The sequence below is a fragment of the Streptomyces sp. SP18BB07 genome, from assembly GCF_036322545.1.
Classification (GTDB): domain Bacteria; phylum Actinomycetota; class Actinomycetes; order Streptomycetales; family Streptomycetaceae; genus Streptomyces; species Streptomyces deccanensis.
Genome location: NZ_JAQYWT010000363.1, coordinates 356,705 through 373,082 on the forward strand (window position 1 = coordinate 356,705; position 16,378 = coordinate 373,082).

The 16,378-nt window shown below is 69.9% G+C and carries 12 protein-coding genes and 1 pseudogene; 9 read left to right on the forward strand and 4 right to left on the reverse strand.

Features of this window, described 5'->3' with window-relative positions; translation table 11 throughout:
- The first annotated feature begins 67 nt into the window (after positions 1–67).
- The 8 genes from PUR53_RS42780 to PUR53_RS42815 all read left to right on the forward strand — a co-directional run bounded on the left by PUR53_RS42780 (position 68) and on the right by PUR53_RS42815 (position 10,033).
- Positions 68–1,414 carry an ABC transporter substrate-binding protein gene (locus tag PUR53_RS42780; RefSeq protein ID WP_329899220.1) on the forward strand — a complete coding sequence of 449 codons (1,347 nt, stop codon included), beginning with the start codon at positions 68–70 and terminating at the stop codon, positions 1,412–1,414.
- A 137-nt stretch (positions 1,415–1,551) separates the two neighbouring features.
- Positions 1,552–2,358, forward strand: a complete 807-nt coding sequence (locus PUR53_RS42785; RefSeq protein WP_329912128.1) for a rhamnogalacturonan acetylesterase — start codon at positions 1,552–1,554, stop codon at positions 2,356–2,358.
- A gap of 114 nt (positions 2,359–2,472) precedes the next feature.
- Positions 2,473–3,780, forward strand: a complete 1,308-nt coding sequence (locus PUR53_RS42790; protein ID WP_329912129.1) for a pectate lyase family protein — start codon at positions 2,473–2,475, stop codon at positions 3,778–3,780.
- On the forward strand, positions 3,780–4,916 hold the full coding sequence (locus PUR53_RS42795; RefSeq protein ID WP_329912130.1) for a pectinesterase family protein: 1,137 nt from the start codon (positions 3,780–3,782) through the stop codon (positions 4,914–4,916). Before PUR53_RS42790 ends, PUR53_RS42795 begins: the two co-directional genes overlap by 1 nt.
- A gap of 1 nt (position 4,917) precedes the next feature.
- Positions 4,918–5,946, forward strand: a complete 1,029-nt coding sequence (locus PUR53_RS42800) for a pectinesterase family protein (protein WP_329912131.1) — start codon at positions 4,918–4,920, stop codon at positions 5,944–5,946.
- Entirely contained in the window at positions 5,933–7,150 is a 1,218-nt protein-coding gene (locus PUR53_RS42805; RefSeq protein ID WP_329912132.1) for a dienelactone hydrolase family protein, read from the forward strand. Before PUR53_RS42800 ends, PUR53_RS42805 begins: the two co-directional genes overlap by 14 nt.
- A gap of 38 nt (positions 7,151–7,188) precedes the next feature.
- Positions 7,189–8,301, forward strand: a complete 1,113-nt coding sequence (locus tag PUR53_RS42810; protein ID WP_329899226.1) for a right-handed parallel beta-helix repeat-containing protein — start codon at positions 7,189–7,191, stop codon at positions 8,299–8,301.
- Positions 8,302–8,419: 118 nt separating this feature from the next.
- The gene (locus tag PUR53_RS42815; RefSeq protein ID WP_329912133.1) at positions 8,420–10,033 is read left to right on the forward strand and encodes an esterase/lipase family protein; all 1,614 of its coding nucleotides are present in this window, start codon (positions 8,420–8,422) and stop codon (positions 10,031–10,033) included.
- 53 nt (positions 10,034–10,086) lie between these two features.
- Here the strand turns inward: PUR53_RS42815 and PUR53_RS42820 are convergent.
- Positions 10,087–11,430, reverse strand: a pseudogene (locus tag PUR53_RS42820) (glycoside hydrolase family 43 protein); the annotation flags it as partial.
- A 248-nt stretch (positions 11,431–11,678) separates the two neighbouring features.
- On the opposite strand from PUR53_RS42820, the gene PUR53_RS42825 reads away from it, so the two are divergent.
- Positions 11,679–12,833, forward strand: a complete 1,155-nt coding sequence (locus PUR53_RS42825) for a right-handed parallel beta-helix repeat-containing protein (protein WP_329899228.1) — start codon at positions 11,679–11,681, stop codon at positions 12,831–12,833.
- Between the two features lie 130 nt (positions 12,834–12,963).
- On the opposite strand, the gene PUR53_RS42830 is transcribed toward PUR53_RS42825, so the two are convergent.
- The 3 genes from PUR53_RS42830 to PUR53_RS42840 all read right to left on the reverse strand — a co-directional run bounded on the left by PUR53_RS42830 (position 12,964) and on the right by PUR53_RS42840 (position 16,298).
- The gene (locus PUR53_RS42830; protein ID WP_329912134.1) at positions 12,964–14,646 is read right to left on the reverse strand and encodes a rhamnogalacturonan lyase B N-terminal domain-containing protein; all 1,683 of its coding nucleotides are present in this window, start codon (positions 14,644–14,646) and stop codon (positions 12,964–12,966) included.
- A gap of 180 nt (positions 14,647–14,826) precedes the next feature.
- Complete coding sequence (locus PUR53_RS42835; RefSeq protein ID WP_329899230.1) at positions 14,827–15,699, reverse strand: hypothetical protein; 873 nt, start codon at positions 15,697–15,699, stop codon at positions 14,827–14,829.
- Positions 15,696–16,298 carry a SigE family RNA polymerase sigma factor gene (locus PUR53_RS42840; RefSeq protein ID WP_329899231.1) on the reverse strand — a complete coding sequence of 201 codons (603 nt, stop codon included), beginning with the start codon at positions 16,296–16,298 and terminating at the stop codon, positions 15,696–15,698. Before PUR53_RS42840 ends, PUR53_RS42835 begins: the two co-directional genes overlap by 4 nt.
- Positions 16,299–16,378: the final 80 nt, after the last annotated feature.

The window sequence follows — 16,378 nt, forward strand, 5'->3', positions numbered from 1 at the left end:
GCCCCGGAGACAGCACAGACCCCCCACAACTTCATAACCCTCGTATCCAGAAGAAGAGAGCCGTTCAATGAAGATCAGCATTCGCAGAAGCAGGCGTGCCGCCGTGGCCGTCGCCCTCGGATCCATCCTCGCCCTGACCGCCACCGCCTGCGGTGACGACGGCAGCGGCGCGGGCGGGGACAAGGGCTCCGAGGGCAGCGGCAAGGGCAAGGTTCTCTTCTGGGACAACAACGGCGGTGTCCGCACCGAGATCTGGAAGGAGATCATCGCCGACTTCGAGAAGGCCAACCCGGACATCAAGGTCGAGTACGTCGGGATCGCCGCCACCGAGTACCAGTCCAAGGTCGACACCGCCATCCAGGGCGGTGGCCTGCCGGACGTCGGCGGTGTCGGCGCGGCCATGGCCGCCGGGTTCGCCGCGCAGGGCGCGCTGGAGCCCCTCGACAACCGGCTCTCCAAGTCCTCCCTCAGCGGCAAGCTCAACGAGGCGATGGTCGAGTCACTGAAGTCCGCCGGCGGCGGCGATGCCCTCTACTCGATCCCGACCTCCGCCAACAACGGTGTCCTCTACTACCGCACCGACCTGTTCAAGGCGGCCGGCCTGGCCGATCCGACGGACTGGGACAAGTTCTACGAGGCCGCCGAGAAGCTCACCGACAAGGACAAGAACAAGTTCGGCTACACCATCCGCGGCGGCGCCGGCTCCATCGCGCAGGCGCTGGACGCGATGTACGGGCAGTCCGGGATCACCGAGTTCTGGGACGCGAGCGGTGAGAAGACCACCGTGAACGACCCGAAGAACGTCGAGGCCCTGGAGAAGTACGTCGGCCTCTACAAGAAGGTCACGCCCGCGGCCGACCTCAACAACGACTTCACCAAGATGGTCGCGCAGTTCGACTCCGGCACGATCGGGATGCTCAACCACAACCTGGGCTCCTACCAGGACCATGTGAAGGCGTTCGGCGACAAGTTCCGGGGCATCCCGCAGCCGACCGGGCCCGGTGGCAAGCGCGTCCAGGTGTCCAACCCGGTCGACGGGCTCGGCATGTTCAAGAGCTCGAAGAACAAGGAGGCCGCCTGGAAGTTCATCGAGTTCGCGACCTCGCACGAGGAGAACTCCAAGTTCAACAAGTCGGCCGGGCAGGTGCCGTCGAACAACGACGCCGCGAAGGACGCGTGGATCTCCGAGGCCGAGCCGACGAAGCTGGCCGCCGCCGCGCTGAGCGACGGGTCGACGACGATCGTGCAGCTGCCGTACTACCTGCCGGACTGGAACACGATCTCCAAGGCCGACAACGAGCCGGCGTTCCAGAAGGTGATGGACGGGCAGAGCACGGCGAAGGAGTTCCTGGACTCGCTGGCCGAGCAGCTGAACAAGGCGCAGGCCGAGTGGAATGAGCAGAAGAAGGGCTAAGAGCTCGGTCCGGTTCGTTTCGTGGCCGGCTGCGGGTTGGTTGTGGCTGGTCGCGCCCACGCGGCGGAGCCGCATATGTCACAGCCCCGCGCCCCCGACAAACGGGGCGCGGGGCCCTACTGGAAAGGCACCCGCACGTGTCGCTCACTCGTAGACAGGTCAGCACCGCGGCTCTTGCCGCCCTTCCGCTCGCCGTCGCCGCCACCGGTCCCGCGTCCGCCGCCGTGGCCTCCGGTGGGCCCCGGCGGCAGCGCACCCTCTTCATCGCCGGCGACTCCACCGCCGCCCAGAAGTACGCCGACGCCGCGCCCGAGACGGGGTGGGGGATGGCGCTGCCGTTCTTCCTCGGCAAAGGGCTGGCCGTCTCCAACCACGCCGTGAACGGGCGGAGTTCGAAGAGCTTCATCGACGAGGGGCGGCTCGACGTCATCCTCGGGGCGATCCGGCCCGGGGACTTCCTCGTCATCCAGTTCGGGCACAACGACTCCAAGATCGCCGACCCCACGCGCTACACCGAGCCCTGGACGACCTACCAGGACTACCTGCGCCAGTACATTGACGGCGCGCGGGCGCGGGGCGCCCGGCCCGTCCTCGCCACCTCCGTCGAGCGGAGAAAGTTCGACGCGAGCGGCAACGCCGTGCCGACCCACGGCGACTATCCGGCAGCGGCGCTCGCTCTCGCCGCGGAGGAGGGTGTCGCCGTCCTCGACATCCAGGCGCTGTCCATCGCGTTGTGGCAGAAGCTCGGGGTCGAGGAGACCAAGAAGTACTTCAACTGGACCGCGACCGAGCAGGACAACACGCACTTCAACCCGCCGGGGGCGATTGCCGTGGCCCGGCTGGTCGCGGGTGAGTTGCTGCGCAGGCGGGTGCTCGCGCGTCGTGACGTGCGCCGTCTCGACGAAGAGGTGCCCGACTCCTGGATCACCTGGCCGGAAGCGTAGTGCTCCGCTCGTAGGCCGGTTCTCGGCTGCGGGTCCGTTGTGGCCGGTCGCGCAGTTCCCCGCGCCCCTGAAGGGGCGCCCCTTCCTCCCCTTGCTTTGAAAGGAAACGTATCCATGCGTCCTCGTATCTGGCATGCCCATGTCATGACATCTGTTGTCGGCTGCACCGCACTCGTGCTCGGGGTCGCCGGCACCGGTGTCGCCCAGGCCCAGGGCCGTGACCTCGGCCGGCAGGTCCTCGGCGCCGGTGACGGGTGGGCCTCGGCGGAAGGTGGCACCACGGGTGGGTCGGCGGCCGACGCCGAGCACATCTACACGGTCACCACCTGGGCCGAGTTCAAGGCCGCGCTGGCCGCCGGCGGAAACGCGCCGAAGATCATCAAGGTGAAGGGGATGATCGACGCCGTCTCCGAGGGGTGCGAGGCCTTCGTCACCGGGGGCTACGACCTCCAGCAGTACCTGAAGGACTACGACCCGGCCACCTACGGCAACGACCAGGTCGCCAAGGGCCCGCAGGAGGACGCGCGGGTCGCGTCCATGGCCAACCAGGACTCGGCGATCAAGGCCAACATCCCCAGCAACACCACCATCGTCGGCGTCGGCAAGAACTCCGGCATCCTCGGCGGCAGCCTCCAGATCAAGGGCGTCTCGAACGTCATCATGCGCAACCTCACCATCGAGGCCCCGCTCGACTGCTTCCCCAAGTGGGACCCGACCGACGACAACAACACCGGCAACTGGAACTCCGAGTACGACGCCGTGGTCGTCTTCGGCACCGACCACGTCTGGCTCGACCACAACACGTTCACCGACGGGCGGTACCCCGACAGCGAGCGGCCGGTCTACTTCGGCAAGGTCTTCCAGCAGCACGACGGCCTGACCGACATCGTGCGCGGCTCCAACTACGTGACCGTCTCCTGGAACCGCTTCCAGGACCACGACAAGAACATGCTGATCGGCAACAGCGACGGCACCGCCGCCCTCGACGCGGGCAAGCTCAAGGTCACCATGCACCACAACCGCTTCGACGGGATCCTCCAGCGCTCCCCGCGCGTGCGGTTCGGCCAGGTCGACGTCTACAACAACCACTACGTCGTCACCGAGGAGCAGAAGGACGACTACTACATCTTCGGTGTCGGCCTGTCCTCGCAGCTGCACGCCAGCGACAACGCGATCACGCTGCCGGCGGGCGCGAGCGTCGGCAAGGCCCTGAAGCGGTGGAACGACTCCCCGCTGACCGCCGAGAACAACCATGTCAACGGCAGGCTGACGGACCTCATCGCCGTCCACAACGCCGAGATCCCCTCGGAGTTCCTCCGGTCCGGCGCCGGGTGGACGCCCACCCTGCGGACCAAGGTCGACTCGCCGCGCGCGGTGCCGGGCATCGTCGCGAACCGCGCGGGCGCCGGAAAGGTCTGCTGATGGCCGAGCGTCACCCGGGGCCGGGCAGACGGTCGTTCGTGGCCGCCGGGGTCGGGGCCGCGCTCGCGCTCGCCGTCGCGACCCCGGCCCAGGCGGCACCCGCCGAGCGTGCCGTTCGTGGCCGCCGCGTCTTCGGGCGGTACGGGTCACCGGCCGCTCGCCTCGACGAGCGGACCCTGTACGTGGACGCCGGCGGCGCCGGTGACTTCACCACCGTCCAGGCCGCCGTCACCGCCGCGAGCGGGAGTGGGTACACGCTGGTCGTCGCGCCGGGCGTGTACCGGGAGACCGTCGCCGTCAGCGTCGCCCGCACGGAGATGACCTGGATCGGGGCCTCTGGGAACGCCCGGGACGTCGTGGTCGTGTACGACAACGCGGCCGGCACCCCGAAGCCCGGCGGCGGCACGTACGGCACCACCGGCTCCGCCACGACCCTGGTGCAGGCCGCCGGGTTCACCGCGCGCGACATCACCTTCGCCAACGACTGGCTGCGCGCCGACCACCCCGACATCACGGGCACCCAGGCCGTCGCCATCAAGGTGCAGGGCGACCGGTCGGCGTTCCTGCGCTGCCGGTTCCTCGGGCACCAGGACACCCTGTACGCCGACTCGATGGCGCTCGGCACCTTCGCCCGGCAGTACTTCCGCGACTGCTACGCCGAGGGGGACGTGGACTTCGTCTTCGGACGGGCCACGGCCGTCTTCGAACGCTGCCACTTCCACACCCTGACCAGGACGGATCTCTCCTCCGCCCCCTACGGGTTCGTCTTCGCGCCCTCCACGGCCGGCGCCAACCCGCACGGCTACCTGGTGACCCGGAGCCGGATCACCAGCGGGGCCCCGGACGGCCACTACAAGCTGGCCCGCCCCTGGGTGCCCAGCTCCGACACCACCGCCCGGCCCATGCTCACCGTGCGCGAGACCCGCCTCGGTGCCGGGATCGACGCGGTCGCGCCGTACACCAACATGTCGGCGGGCTTCCCCTGGCAGGACCAGCGGTTCGCCGAGTACCGGAACACCGGACCGGGCGCCGTCGTCTCCGTCCCGGAGAACCGGCCCCAGCTCACGGCCGCCGAAGCCGCCTCCGCCACCCGTGAGGCGTACCTCGGCGACTGGACTCCGTGGGAGAGGTGCTGAGATGCGCCGACGCACCCTGCTCGGCGGGATCGCCGGCGGCCTGGTGGCCGCCGGCGCGGCCCCCGCCCTCGCCCACGGCCGCCGGGTCCTGCACGTCCGGCCCGGTGGATCGGTCCAGGCAGCGGTGGACGCCGTCACCGGCCCCGGGTGGACGATCGTCGTCCACCCGGGCACGTACCGCGAGGTCGTCAACATCCCAGCTGGCAAAGGGGAGTTGACCCTGCGCGGCGCGTCCCACGACCCCCGCGCCGCCGTCGTCGTCTTCGACCGCGCCAACGGCACCCCGAGGCCCGAGGGCGGCACCTACGGCACCGCGGGGTCCGCCACCTTCACCTCGGCGGCACCCGGCCTGACCGTACGCGATCTGACCCTCGCCAACGACTGGCTGCGCGCGGACCACCCGGACTACACCGGAACCCAGGCGGTCGCCGCGTACATCACCGGGGACCGCTCGCACTTCGAGAACGTCCGGTTCCTCGCCCACCAGGACACGCTGTTCGCGGACACCACCGCGCTCGACGCCTTCGACCGGCAGTACTACCGGCACTGCCACATCGAGGGTGACGTCGACTTCGTGTTCGGGCGGGCCCGCGCCGTCTTCGACTCCTGCCACTTCCGCACCCTCCAGCGGGACGTGTCCTTCACCCCCAAGGGCATGGTCTTCGCCCCCGCCACCGCCCGCGCCAACCCCTACGGCTTCCTCGCCCTGCGCGGCCGGATCACCTCCGGCGCCGAGGACGCCGCGTACAAGATCGCCCGGCCTTGGGTGCCCTCGTACGAGACGACCGCCTGGCCCTCGCTGGTCGTGCGGGACACCTGGATCGGCCCCGGGATCGACGCCGTCGCGCCCTACACCAACATGCGCGACGCCTACCCCTGGCAGACCATGCGCTTCCGGGAGTACGGCAACTCGGGCCCGGGCGCGGTCGTCTCCGTGCCGGAGAACCGGCCGCAGCTGACGGCGGCCGAGGCGGGGGAGCACACACGGCGGACCTATCTCGGGGACTGGAGGCCGTATGCCGGCCGGTGAACCGGCGGGCCACCCCGACCCGCCCGGGACCCGTCGAGCCGTGGGGCGCCGGGCCTTCGTCGTGGGCGCGGGGGCGGCGGCACTCCTCACGGGAGGGGGGTCACCGGCGGCCGGGGCGGAGCCCTCGGCCCTCGCCGGGGCCGCCCTGGCCGGTACCCTCCCCGACTTCCACCCCCTGCTCAAGGACGAGCTCCGCTTCCCGCTCGCCTGGGGCACCTCGCCCCTCCGCGACTTCCGCACCTGGCGCCGGGCGGCCCGGGCCAAGGTCGAGGAGCACCTGTTCGTCGGACGGGACGACACCCCGTACGACCCCGAGTTCGGCCAGGACCGCGACGAAGGCGACGGCTACTCCCGCGAGTCGGTCACCTTCTCCCTCACCCGGTACGGCCGCGTCCGGGGCGCCCTGCTCACCCCGCACGGCACCGGACCGTTCCCGGCCGTCCTCCTCCTGCACGACCACGGCGCCAAGTTCGACATCGGCAAGGAGAAACTCGTCCGGCCCTGGTTCGACGAGAGCCGGCTGGCCTCCGCGCGGGCCTGGGCCGACCGGTACTTCAGCGGCCGGTTCGTCGGCGACGAACTGGCCCGGCGCGGCTATGTCGTCCTCGCCGTGGACGCGCTCGGCTGGGGCGACCGGGGCCCGACGACCTACGAGGAGCAGCAGGCCCTCGCCAGCAACCTCTACAACCTGGGCTCGTCGCTCGCCGGGCTCATGGCCCGGGAGGACATGCGCGCGGCCGGCTTCCTGGCCGGCCTGGACCGGGTGGACCGGCGCCGGGTCGCGGCCCTCGGGTTCTCGATGGGCGCGTTCCGCGCCTGGCAGACGGCCGCGCTCAGCGACGACATCGCGGCCGCCGTCAGCGCCTGCTGGATGACCGGGCTCAAGGAGGTCATGGTCCCCGGCAACAACATCCTGCGCGGCCAGTCCTCCTATTACATGCTCCACCCCGGGCTCGCCCGGCACCTCGACTTCCCCGACGTGGCGAGCATCGGCGCCCCCAAGCCGATGTTCTTCCTCCACGGCGGCCAGGACCCCCTCTTCACCAGCGAGGGCGTCCGGGTCGCGCACGAGAAGCTGCGCGCCGTCTGGCGCTCACGCCACGCCGGGGAGCGGTTGCGGCTGAGGACCTGGCCCGAGCTGGGCCATGTGTTCACCGCGCCGATGCAGGACGAGACCGTCGACTGGCTCGACGCCGTCCTGTGAACCGTCCCCCCAACCCGCACGGGAAGGAACCGCTCCCCATGTCTCGTCGCACCGCTCTCGTCCTGAGCACGGCCCTGGTGTTCGGCGCAGGTCTGGCCGTTCTCCCCACCCAGGCGCACGCGGCCACGGTGGTCGTCAGCAACTCCACGGATCTGTCCAACGCCATCAAGAACGCCACCGCGGGAACCGTCATCCAGGTGCGCGGCGGCACCTACTACCCGACGGCGACCCTCCAGTCCACGGCGAACGGCAGCTCCTCCAGCCGGATATACCTCCAGCCCTACGGCTCGGAGACCGTGAAGATCGACGGCTCGAACCTCCCCGACGGCGACTGGATCTTCAAGCTGACCGCCGACTACTGGACCGTCTCCGGGATCACCTTCCAGAACTCCCCGGACAGCGCGGTCGTCTGCCAGTCCTGCGCCTCCACGGTCTGGGACAACATCAAGACCATCAACGGCGGCGACTCCGGCTTCACACTCACCGGCGACAGCACCACCAACAACACCGTCCGCAACATCGACTCCTACGGCCACTACGACCCGGCCAACCACGGGGAGAACGCCGACGGGATCGCCGTGAAGTTCGGCTCCGGCTCGGGCAACCTCATCACCGGGGCCCGCCTCTACAACAACTCGGACGACGGCCTGGACTTCTGGTCCTTCTCCTCGCCCGTCACCGTCGAGCACACCTGGGCGATGGGCAACGGCAAGAACCGCTGGGGCGACTCCGCGTTCGCGGGCGACGGCAACGGCTACAAGCTCGGTGGCGACGGCGAGACCGTGGCCCACGTCATCAACAACTCGGCCGCCTGGGACAACGCGGGCAACGGCTTCACCGAGAACAGCAACAAGGGCGCCATCGTCATCAACCGGACCACCGCCTACGCCAACGCCAAATGGGGCTACTACTTCGCCACCGGCGCGGCCCGCCTCGGCAAGAACCTGGCGGTGAGCAACGGCGGCGGCTCGGTCAACAAGGGCTCGTCCGTCGTGTCGTCCGGCAACAACTGGGACTCCGGCGTCGCGACCCCCTCGTTCCGCTCCACCGACGCCTCCTCGACGTACAACGCCCGCTCGTCGAGCGGCACCCTGCCCGCGACGACCTTCCTGACCACGGGCAGTACGACGATCGGCTCCACGATGAACTGACCGGCGCGAAGCTCGTCCGGCACGCCGGGCAAAACGATTCTGTCGACCCGGAGGCGAGGCGACCCCACACAGTGTTGCGCGACGAACAGCACCTGCGCATCTGAGTGGAGTGGTCCAAGTGGTCGACAGTCCTCGCCCGCTGATCCTGATTCGCGGATTCGGCGGCCCCGGTGTGTCGGACGAGCGGCGTGACGCCTATCAGGGATTCAACAACGGCAGCGTCTACGCCGAGCGCTACGGCGAGAACTACATCTACGAGGGATTCGTCCTGCGCGCCCTCAAGTCGACGCTCCACCCGTACCGGGACGCCACCAACGTGGTCGGCTACTACGAGAAGGAGCAGAAGCCCAGACCGGGGGAGCAGGACGGCTGGCCCGAGCACCTGCTCACCGGCACGATGGTGGTGGACGTCCCCATGGCGCGCGAGGTCCTGGGCCAGGGTGCCCGGGGCACCCTCTGGATCTACCGCTACTACGACCTCCTTCCCCGGAAGATCGACCGCTTCGGGGAAGGGCTGGTCCGGCTCATCGAGATCATCCGGCACGGCATGCGGCCGGACGAGGAGTTCACCGGTGTGGACATCGTCGCGCACAGCATGGGCGGCCTCGTCACCCGGGCCGCCCTGAGCCGGCTCGGGGACAGCAGCGCCGACCTCATCCACCGCATCGTCACCCTGGGCACACCGCACCGGGGGATCGCCTTCCAGTACATGCCCGACGCGCTGGTGAAATGCCTGCCCGACGCGGTCGCCGACGAGATCGCGGCCTTCGACCCGGACCGCACGGACATCCGGGCCATCCCGTTCCCCGTCAGGAGGATCCTCACGGTGGTCGGCACGGACCACCGCGCCTACAGCAACAAGTTCGCCACCCTGGGCAATCGCATCGCCGGCCTGATCGACGAGGGCACCCTCACCTACAACCGCAGCGACGGCCTGGTCAAACAGTCCTCCGCCCAGATCCCGGGCGCGCCCCGGACCTTCGTCCACAAATGTCACGGCGGCGGCGACTCCCTGGTGACCTCGCGCGAGGCGTACGAGATCGCCATGCGCTTCTTCCACGGCACGCACCACGTACAACTGCGGCTGGGCAGTGCCGAGGTGACACGGGGCCGGGACCTCTTCGGCCGCAGCGAGTTCTACTTCGGGGTGTCCGTCAAACCCCGGTTCGTCGACTTCGAGCTGTGCCACCAGAGCAGCGAGGCCGAGAACTACTACGGCCCCTTCCGCAAGGACGACTTCACCGACGACCTGCCGGATCTCGCCGAGGAGTTGGGCAAGCCGCTCTCGGAGTCGGGTGACGCCACCACCGGCTGGGCGGACGGGAACCGGCTGATCTGGGAGGGCTGGCTCGACGCCGCGGCCAAACCCGAGGGAGCGGCGGACCGGAGCGTGGTGCTCCGGCTCGACGTCCATGTGTACGAGCGGGACAGCCTCGGCATCGGCTTCTCCGACAACCTCGTCTTCCGCAAGCAGTACTACGTCCAGGCGGTGCCCGGCGGCGACGACGAGGAGTGGTCGCTGTACCTCCACACCGGCGAGCGCTTCCTGGCGCCAGGGGTGAGCACCGGGGAAGCGCACGCCGCCGCGGAGGACAAGCAGGTCTCGGAGGTGTGGCCGATGACGCCCACCGGCGACGGCACCTGGACCTTCGAGGTCGGCGGGACCGGCTTCAAGGCCGACCTGCTGCTGTCGGTGACCGACGAACGGACTGCGGGCGCCGCACCGGCCTAGGGGGCGTGCCGGGCGCCGTGGGTGCTGCGCGGGACTTGCGAAACACCCTAATCGGTCGGCACCGCCTCGACCGTCCAGACGCGCTTCGTGCCGTCGGCGGCGGTGACGGTGTACCTCTGCGGCTTGCGGAAGTCGCGGCGGGTGCCCGACCTCGGGCTCACCGACGCACCCTCGCCGAGCCAGAGCCTCGGCGCGAGCCGGGTGAGGTCCACGCCGGGCTCCATCGGCAGGACGACCTTGGACGACGCCTCGGTGACGACCGCGTACCCCTTCTGGCCCTTCGCCGTCACGTCCACGACCGAGGCCGGGGTCACCGGGTACGCGGCCAGCAGCCGGTGGTACTCCCGCTGTGTCACCGGGATGACCGTGCCGTGCCGGGGGCTCGCGGGCAACTGGTAGTTCGCCGACGGGGTCCACCGGCCGGAGTCGAGGTCGGTCATCTCGAAGGGGAGGTAGCCGCGGCCGCCGTACTCGTCGATGAACAGGTACCACTTCTCCTCGGTGTTCGACTTGAACACCGTCGGCCCCTCACCGCGGTCCATGGCGCCGTCGCCGATGCAGTCCGCCACGAAGTCGTACGTCGTCGAGGTCAGCGACGCCGACTTCTCACCGGTGATGAACTTGGCGCAGGGGCTGGAGGAGGTGGGGTCCCGCTCGTCCTTGGTGTAGCGGTAGTACGTGCCGTCGTGCTCCACCACGGTCGAGTCGATGACCGAGTAGCCCGGGTCGTTCCAGACCTTCGGCTCGCTGAAGGTGCGGAAGTCCTTCGTCGTCGCGTACAGCATCTTGTTGTAGGTCGAGCCGGTGTGGTCCGGGTCGTCGTCGGCGTACAGCTTCGACGCCCAGAAGACGACGAACTCACCGAGGTCGGCGTCCCAGTAGGCCTCCGGCGCCCAGGTGTTGCCCGCGTTGTCGGGCGAGACCCTCACCAGCCGCTGGTCGGTCCAGTGCACCAGGTCCGTGGACTCCCAGACCATGATCGACTTGCTGCCGTGCCGCTGGACCTGGTCCCAACTGCCGCTGCTGTTGCGATACATCCGCAGATCGGTGGCGATCATGTAGAACCTGTCGCCCTCGGGGGAGCGGATCACGAACGGGTCGCGCAGTCCCTTCTCGCCGATCGTCGAGGTCAGGACCGGCTTCCCGGCGTTCAACTCCCGCCAGTGCAGGGCGTCGTTGCCACGGCTGAGGGCGTAGCGGATCTGTTCGCCGTCGGCGGTGCCCTCACCGGTGAAGTAGGCGAAGAGATAACCGGCGTACTCCGGCTTCTTCTCGGCGGCCCGCACGGGCCGTTGCGCGGAGTCGGGTGCCGGCTGGGCCGCGCCCGGTGGGGCGGCCAGGAGGCCGAGGACGAGCGCCAGGAGGGGGAGCAGGAGCGTACGGGCGGTGGGGCGCATGACACATCCTGTGAGAGTCTGTCGGATTCTGTTTGGCGAGTCGCCCTCGGAGTCTCATCAGTGGGGTTCAGGGCGTCAATCGGTGTGCGTGTGAAGACTCCGAGCGAAACTTTCGAGCTCTTTCGCGAGGGCGCGGCAACCCTTTCCCGGCGGGCGGCGACCAGTGATCAGAAGCGGGCCGGGGCGGCCCCTCCGGCCCGCTTCGTTCCTCGTCTCCCGAAGACGCGTCCCCTGCGAAAGGAACACCCGTGCGTCAGACCATCGGACGCCACCGGAGAACCCGGACCCTGTCGATCGCCGCCGCCGTGTCCGTCGCCGCGGGGGCGGGCGGCGTCCACCTCGGTCTCGCGCACGGCGGCGCCCAGGCGGCCGCCACCACCGTCACCGTCTCCAGCGCCGCGTCGCTGGAGAAGGCCGTCGCGAACGCCGTCGCCGGTACGACCATCCAGGTGCGCGGCGGCACCTACCGGCCCGCACGGACGCTGAAGTCCACGGCGAACGGCACCCCCACCGCCCGGATCACGCTCACGGCGTACCGAGGTGAGAAGGTCAGGATCGACGGGTCCGCGCTGCCCGCCGGCTCCTGGCTCGCCGGCATCCAGGGCGACCACTGGACCGTCTCCCACCTCACCTTCCAGAACTCCCCGGCCCAGGGCCTCGTCGCCACCTCCTCGGTCGGCGGGATCTTCGAGAACCTCGTCACCGCGAACAACGGCGACTCCGGCTTCACCCTGCGCGGCGACGGCACGACGGACAACCTCGTGCGGAACCTGGACAGCCACGGCAACTACGACGCCGCGAACCACGGCCAGAACGCCGACGGCATCGCCGTGAAGTTCGGCTCCGGCACCGGCAACAGGATCACCGGCGCACGCCTCTACAACAACGCGGACGACGGCCTCGACCTCTGGCAGTTCTCCTCGCCGGTCACCGTCGACCACTCCTGGGCCTTCGGTAACGGCAGGAACCGCTGGAACGACTCCGCGTTCGAGGGCAACGGCAACGGGTTCAAGCTGGGCGGCGGCGGGGCCTCGGTCGCGCACTCCGTCAACAACAACGCGGCCTGGGACAACACGCTGCACGGGTTCACCGAGAACTCCAACACCGGCGCCGTCCTGCTGAACCGGAACACGGCGTACGCCAACAAGGAGAACGGGTTCTACTTCGCCACCGGCAAGGCCCGGCTGGCGCGGAACCTCGCCGTGGGCAACGGGGCGGGGAAGGCGAAGCGGGGTTCCGCCACGGTCTCGGCCGCCAACAACTGGGACAGCGGCACCGCCACGCCCGCCTTCCGCTCCACGGACGCGGCCACCGCCTACACCGCTCGCCGGACGGACGGGTCCCTGCCGATCACGACGTTCCTCACCACGGGCTCCAAGGCCATCGGCGCGACGATGAACTGACGCGCCGCGCACGGCAGAACGCGCAGGGCGGTGAGAAGGCGCCCCCCGCCGGTCGTCACCGGCGGGGGGCGTTTCTCGTGCCGACCCCGAGGGGGGCTCCGGTCGGCACCTGCTGCCGGCCGAGGGGGGCTCAGGCCAGCAGGTCCAGACAGTCGAACGAGGTGCCCGGACTGAGGAAGCCCGTGCCGCTCGAACCACTGACGATGTCGATGGTCAGTACGTTGTACTCACTGGTGTTCGACTTCCACGCACTCGCAGGGACGCTGTAGAGGAAGGTGTGGTTGTTCCCCCGGTACGAACCCGTGGTGAGCGAACGGGTGGACGGCTGTTTCGGGGCCGCCGGGACCGGCGAGGCCCAGTCATTGATGGATACCCGGGGACGCCCGCCCGCGAACGCGTCGGTGACACCTATCCGCAGCGTGTGCGCGGCGGCGGCCTGCGCGGGCGTCAGCTTGAAGAGGATCCGGACGCCGTCGTTGACGTCCTGCCAGACGTACGCCGGGAAGGAGGCCGCCGGACTGCCGCCGTCCAGGGTGATGTCGCCCGTCCACTTCGCCGCGCGGCCGTCGGACGGGTGCGCGTACGTCATCAGCTTCGCGTTCTTGAACCCGCGGGGCGTCCCGTCCCAGTCGCCGAGCCGCCAGACGGTCTTCGCGGCGGACGGATCGCCGCCGAGGGTGAGGGAGTTCAGCGCGGTCGAGCCGCCTGCCGTCACCTTCACCTCCCGGGTGTGCACGGCCAGTTCGCCCTTGTAGACGGTCAGCGTGTACGTCCCCGGCAGCATCCCCTTGCAGGAGAAGGCACCGGTGCCGGCGGCGGCCTTCGTCCAGTACTGGGCGTCGGCGTTGGCGAAGCCGACCGTGTAGGCGTACTTCGGGTCCATGCCCTTGAGCCCCACGCCGGCCACCCTGCCGCGCCCGGACCTGCCGACCCAGCCGGTGATGCCGAGGCCGTCCACCCAGGAGGTGTCCAGCCGGTCGTGGGCGAGCGAGGACGAGGGCGCCCCGCCGTCGGTGAAGGCCAGGACGTACGGCCCCTGGAGGCCGAAACGTTCCGCCTCGGTCTGGGCCTGGTTGTAGTGCAGGATCTCGTAGAGGCCCGCGCCGAGGTCGTTGGAGTGGCGCAGCAGCGAGCGGTAGAAGGGGCCGCCGGAGGCCTTCTCATGGTTGGAGCGGACCATCCAGAGGCCGACCGAGCCCGTGGTGAAACCGATGTGGTCGTAGTCGATCACCCGCTTGCCCGAGTAGTGCTTGGAGTGGGTCGTGCCGTCCGCGCGCCGCCAGACGTCACCGGCCTCGATGACCTTGTCGGAGGCCTCGATCCAGGAGTCGGGGCCCTCGTTGGGGAACATCCCGGGCTTGAGGCGGACGAGGAAGCGGGTCGCCGTGAAGGAGGCGTTCGCCTTGTCCGTCCACAGGTAGATGTTGTTCTGGCCGCTGCGGGCCGCGTACCACTGGGTGATCGCGCCGTGCACGGCCTTGATCAGGATCGTCGACCCGGACCGGCGGATCGTGACGGTCGAGGCGCCGAGACCCGACTCCACGTGCGAGTGCCGGCCGCCGTAGCCCTCGTACTCCTTGCCCTTGTAGCGCAGCGAGGTGAGGTCGCCGGTGGTCTTGGAGACCTTGAAGACCAGGTTCGCCCCGGTGTCCACGACGAAGTTCTTTCCGTCGTCCGAGTGGCCGAAGCCGGCCGCGGACGCGGTGGAGAGCAGGCCGGTGCCGCCCGCGACGGCGGCGCCGGTGGCGGCGACACCGAGCGCGCCGGCCCCGAGGACGCGTCGACGGGTGAGACGTCTCTTGTGGGTGCTCAAGGGTGGTACTCCGGGTATGTCGGATCCTGGCTCACTTGTACGTGATGCCAGATGACGAGAACGTGCGGGTGGTTCCTTCCGCGCCGGTGGTGACTCCTGCGTCTCATGGTCGCCACCGGCGGAGAAAGGGTTGCCGTGCCCGCGGATCTTTCTCGCGGGATCTTCTTCGCGGATCTCCCGCTAGGAATCGCCCTCGTCCGAGGAGCCGTTGTCGTCGTCGTGGCCCTCGAAGTCGCCGCCCACCGTGAGGTCCTCGCCGCCAGCCTTCGCGGTCATCGTGTAGCGGTCGTCGCCCGCGTCACGGCCGCCGCGCTCGTGGTTGTACTGCCCGGCGAAGACGAACTCGCCCTTCGGGACCGTACGTCCGTCCTTGAGCACCCAGGTGTAGACCAGGAACCCGTCGTCGGCCTCGACCGTGAGGTCGAAGTCCTGCTCCGGCAGCGACCGCCAGGCACCGGCCGAGGAGACCCCGCCGGTCTGGGCGATCGTCAGCTGGACGGTCAGTTCGGTGAGCTGCTCGCTCGTCCTCAGGGTGAGATTGCTCTGCGCCCAGAAGTCGTTGCTGTGCGGGTCGACGGAGCCGTCCGACCAGAGCGGGCCCTCCTCCTCGTCCTTCGAGGCGGGCAGCTTCGGTACCGCCGTGTCCTTGGGCGACGGCCCCTTCGACGGCGTCGAGCTGGGCTTCTCCGCCCGCTCCTCACCGGTGCTCGGGCTCGGCCGGTCCGGCGGGCTCGGGGCCCGGCTCGTCGCGGCAGGGGAGTCGAGCGGGGTCGGCGAGACCACGACCGTCCGATCGGCCGGCGGCGTCTCCTCGCCCTTCACGGCGGAGGCCACCGCGTAGCCGCCGACCGCGAGCACGCCCGCGACCCCGGCGGTGGCGGTGACCACGCGCACCCAGCCCCACAGCGGCGGCCGGGTCGCCTTGCGGCTCCGGCGCTCCTCGGGGGCGGCCATTCCGCGCTCGATCCGGGCCAGGATGCGGGCGCGGTCGGGCTCGTGCGCCTCGGCCGACTCGCGCAGCCGGGCGCGCAGCTCCTCGTGCACGTCCCTCATCGGTCCCTTCCTCCGGTGCCGGTCACGCCCGCGCGGCTCACGCGCGCGTCCGTGACGCCCCCGCCTGTGATGCCCGCGTGCATCCGCCTCGGCGTGTCCTCGGTGCCGAGCAGCTTCTGCAACTCGGCCATCCCCTTGGACGTCTGGCTCTTCACCGTACCGACCGAAACGCCGAGGGCGAGCGCCGTGTCCTTCTCCGAGAGGTCGAAGGCATGGCGCAGGACCACACAGGCCCGCTTGCGGAACGGCAGCCGGCGCAGCGCCGACTGGACGTCGACCACGCCGGGCACATCGGGATTCTCGGTCTTCTCCTCGCGCTGCGACCAGAACAGCGTGATCCTGCGGCGCTCGCGGACCGCGCTGCGGATCCGGGTGCGGGCCAGATTGGCGACGACGCCACGGGCGTACGCCACCGGATGGTCCGCCGCGCGGACGCGGTCCCAGCGGTGCCACATCGCGAGCAGCGCGTCCGCGGCCAGGTCGTCGGCGGCGTCCGCCTCGCCCGTCAACAGGTGTGCCAGACGCGACAGTTCGGCATAGTGCCGTTCGAAGAAGGCGTGGAACTCCACGGAGGCTGCGTCGTCGACGACAGTGCCCACGGGGACCTCTCTTCTCGCTGCGGCCACAGCAGCCGAGCCGGCTCACTGTGCGTGTCATGTGAATGACATGTGGTCGTCCG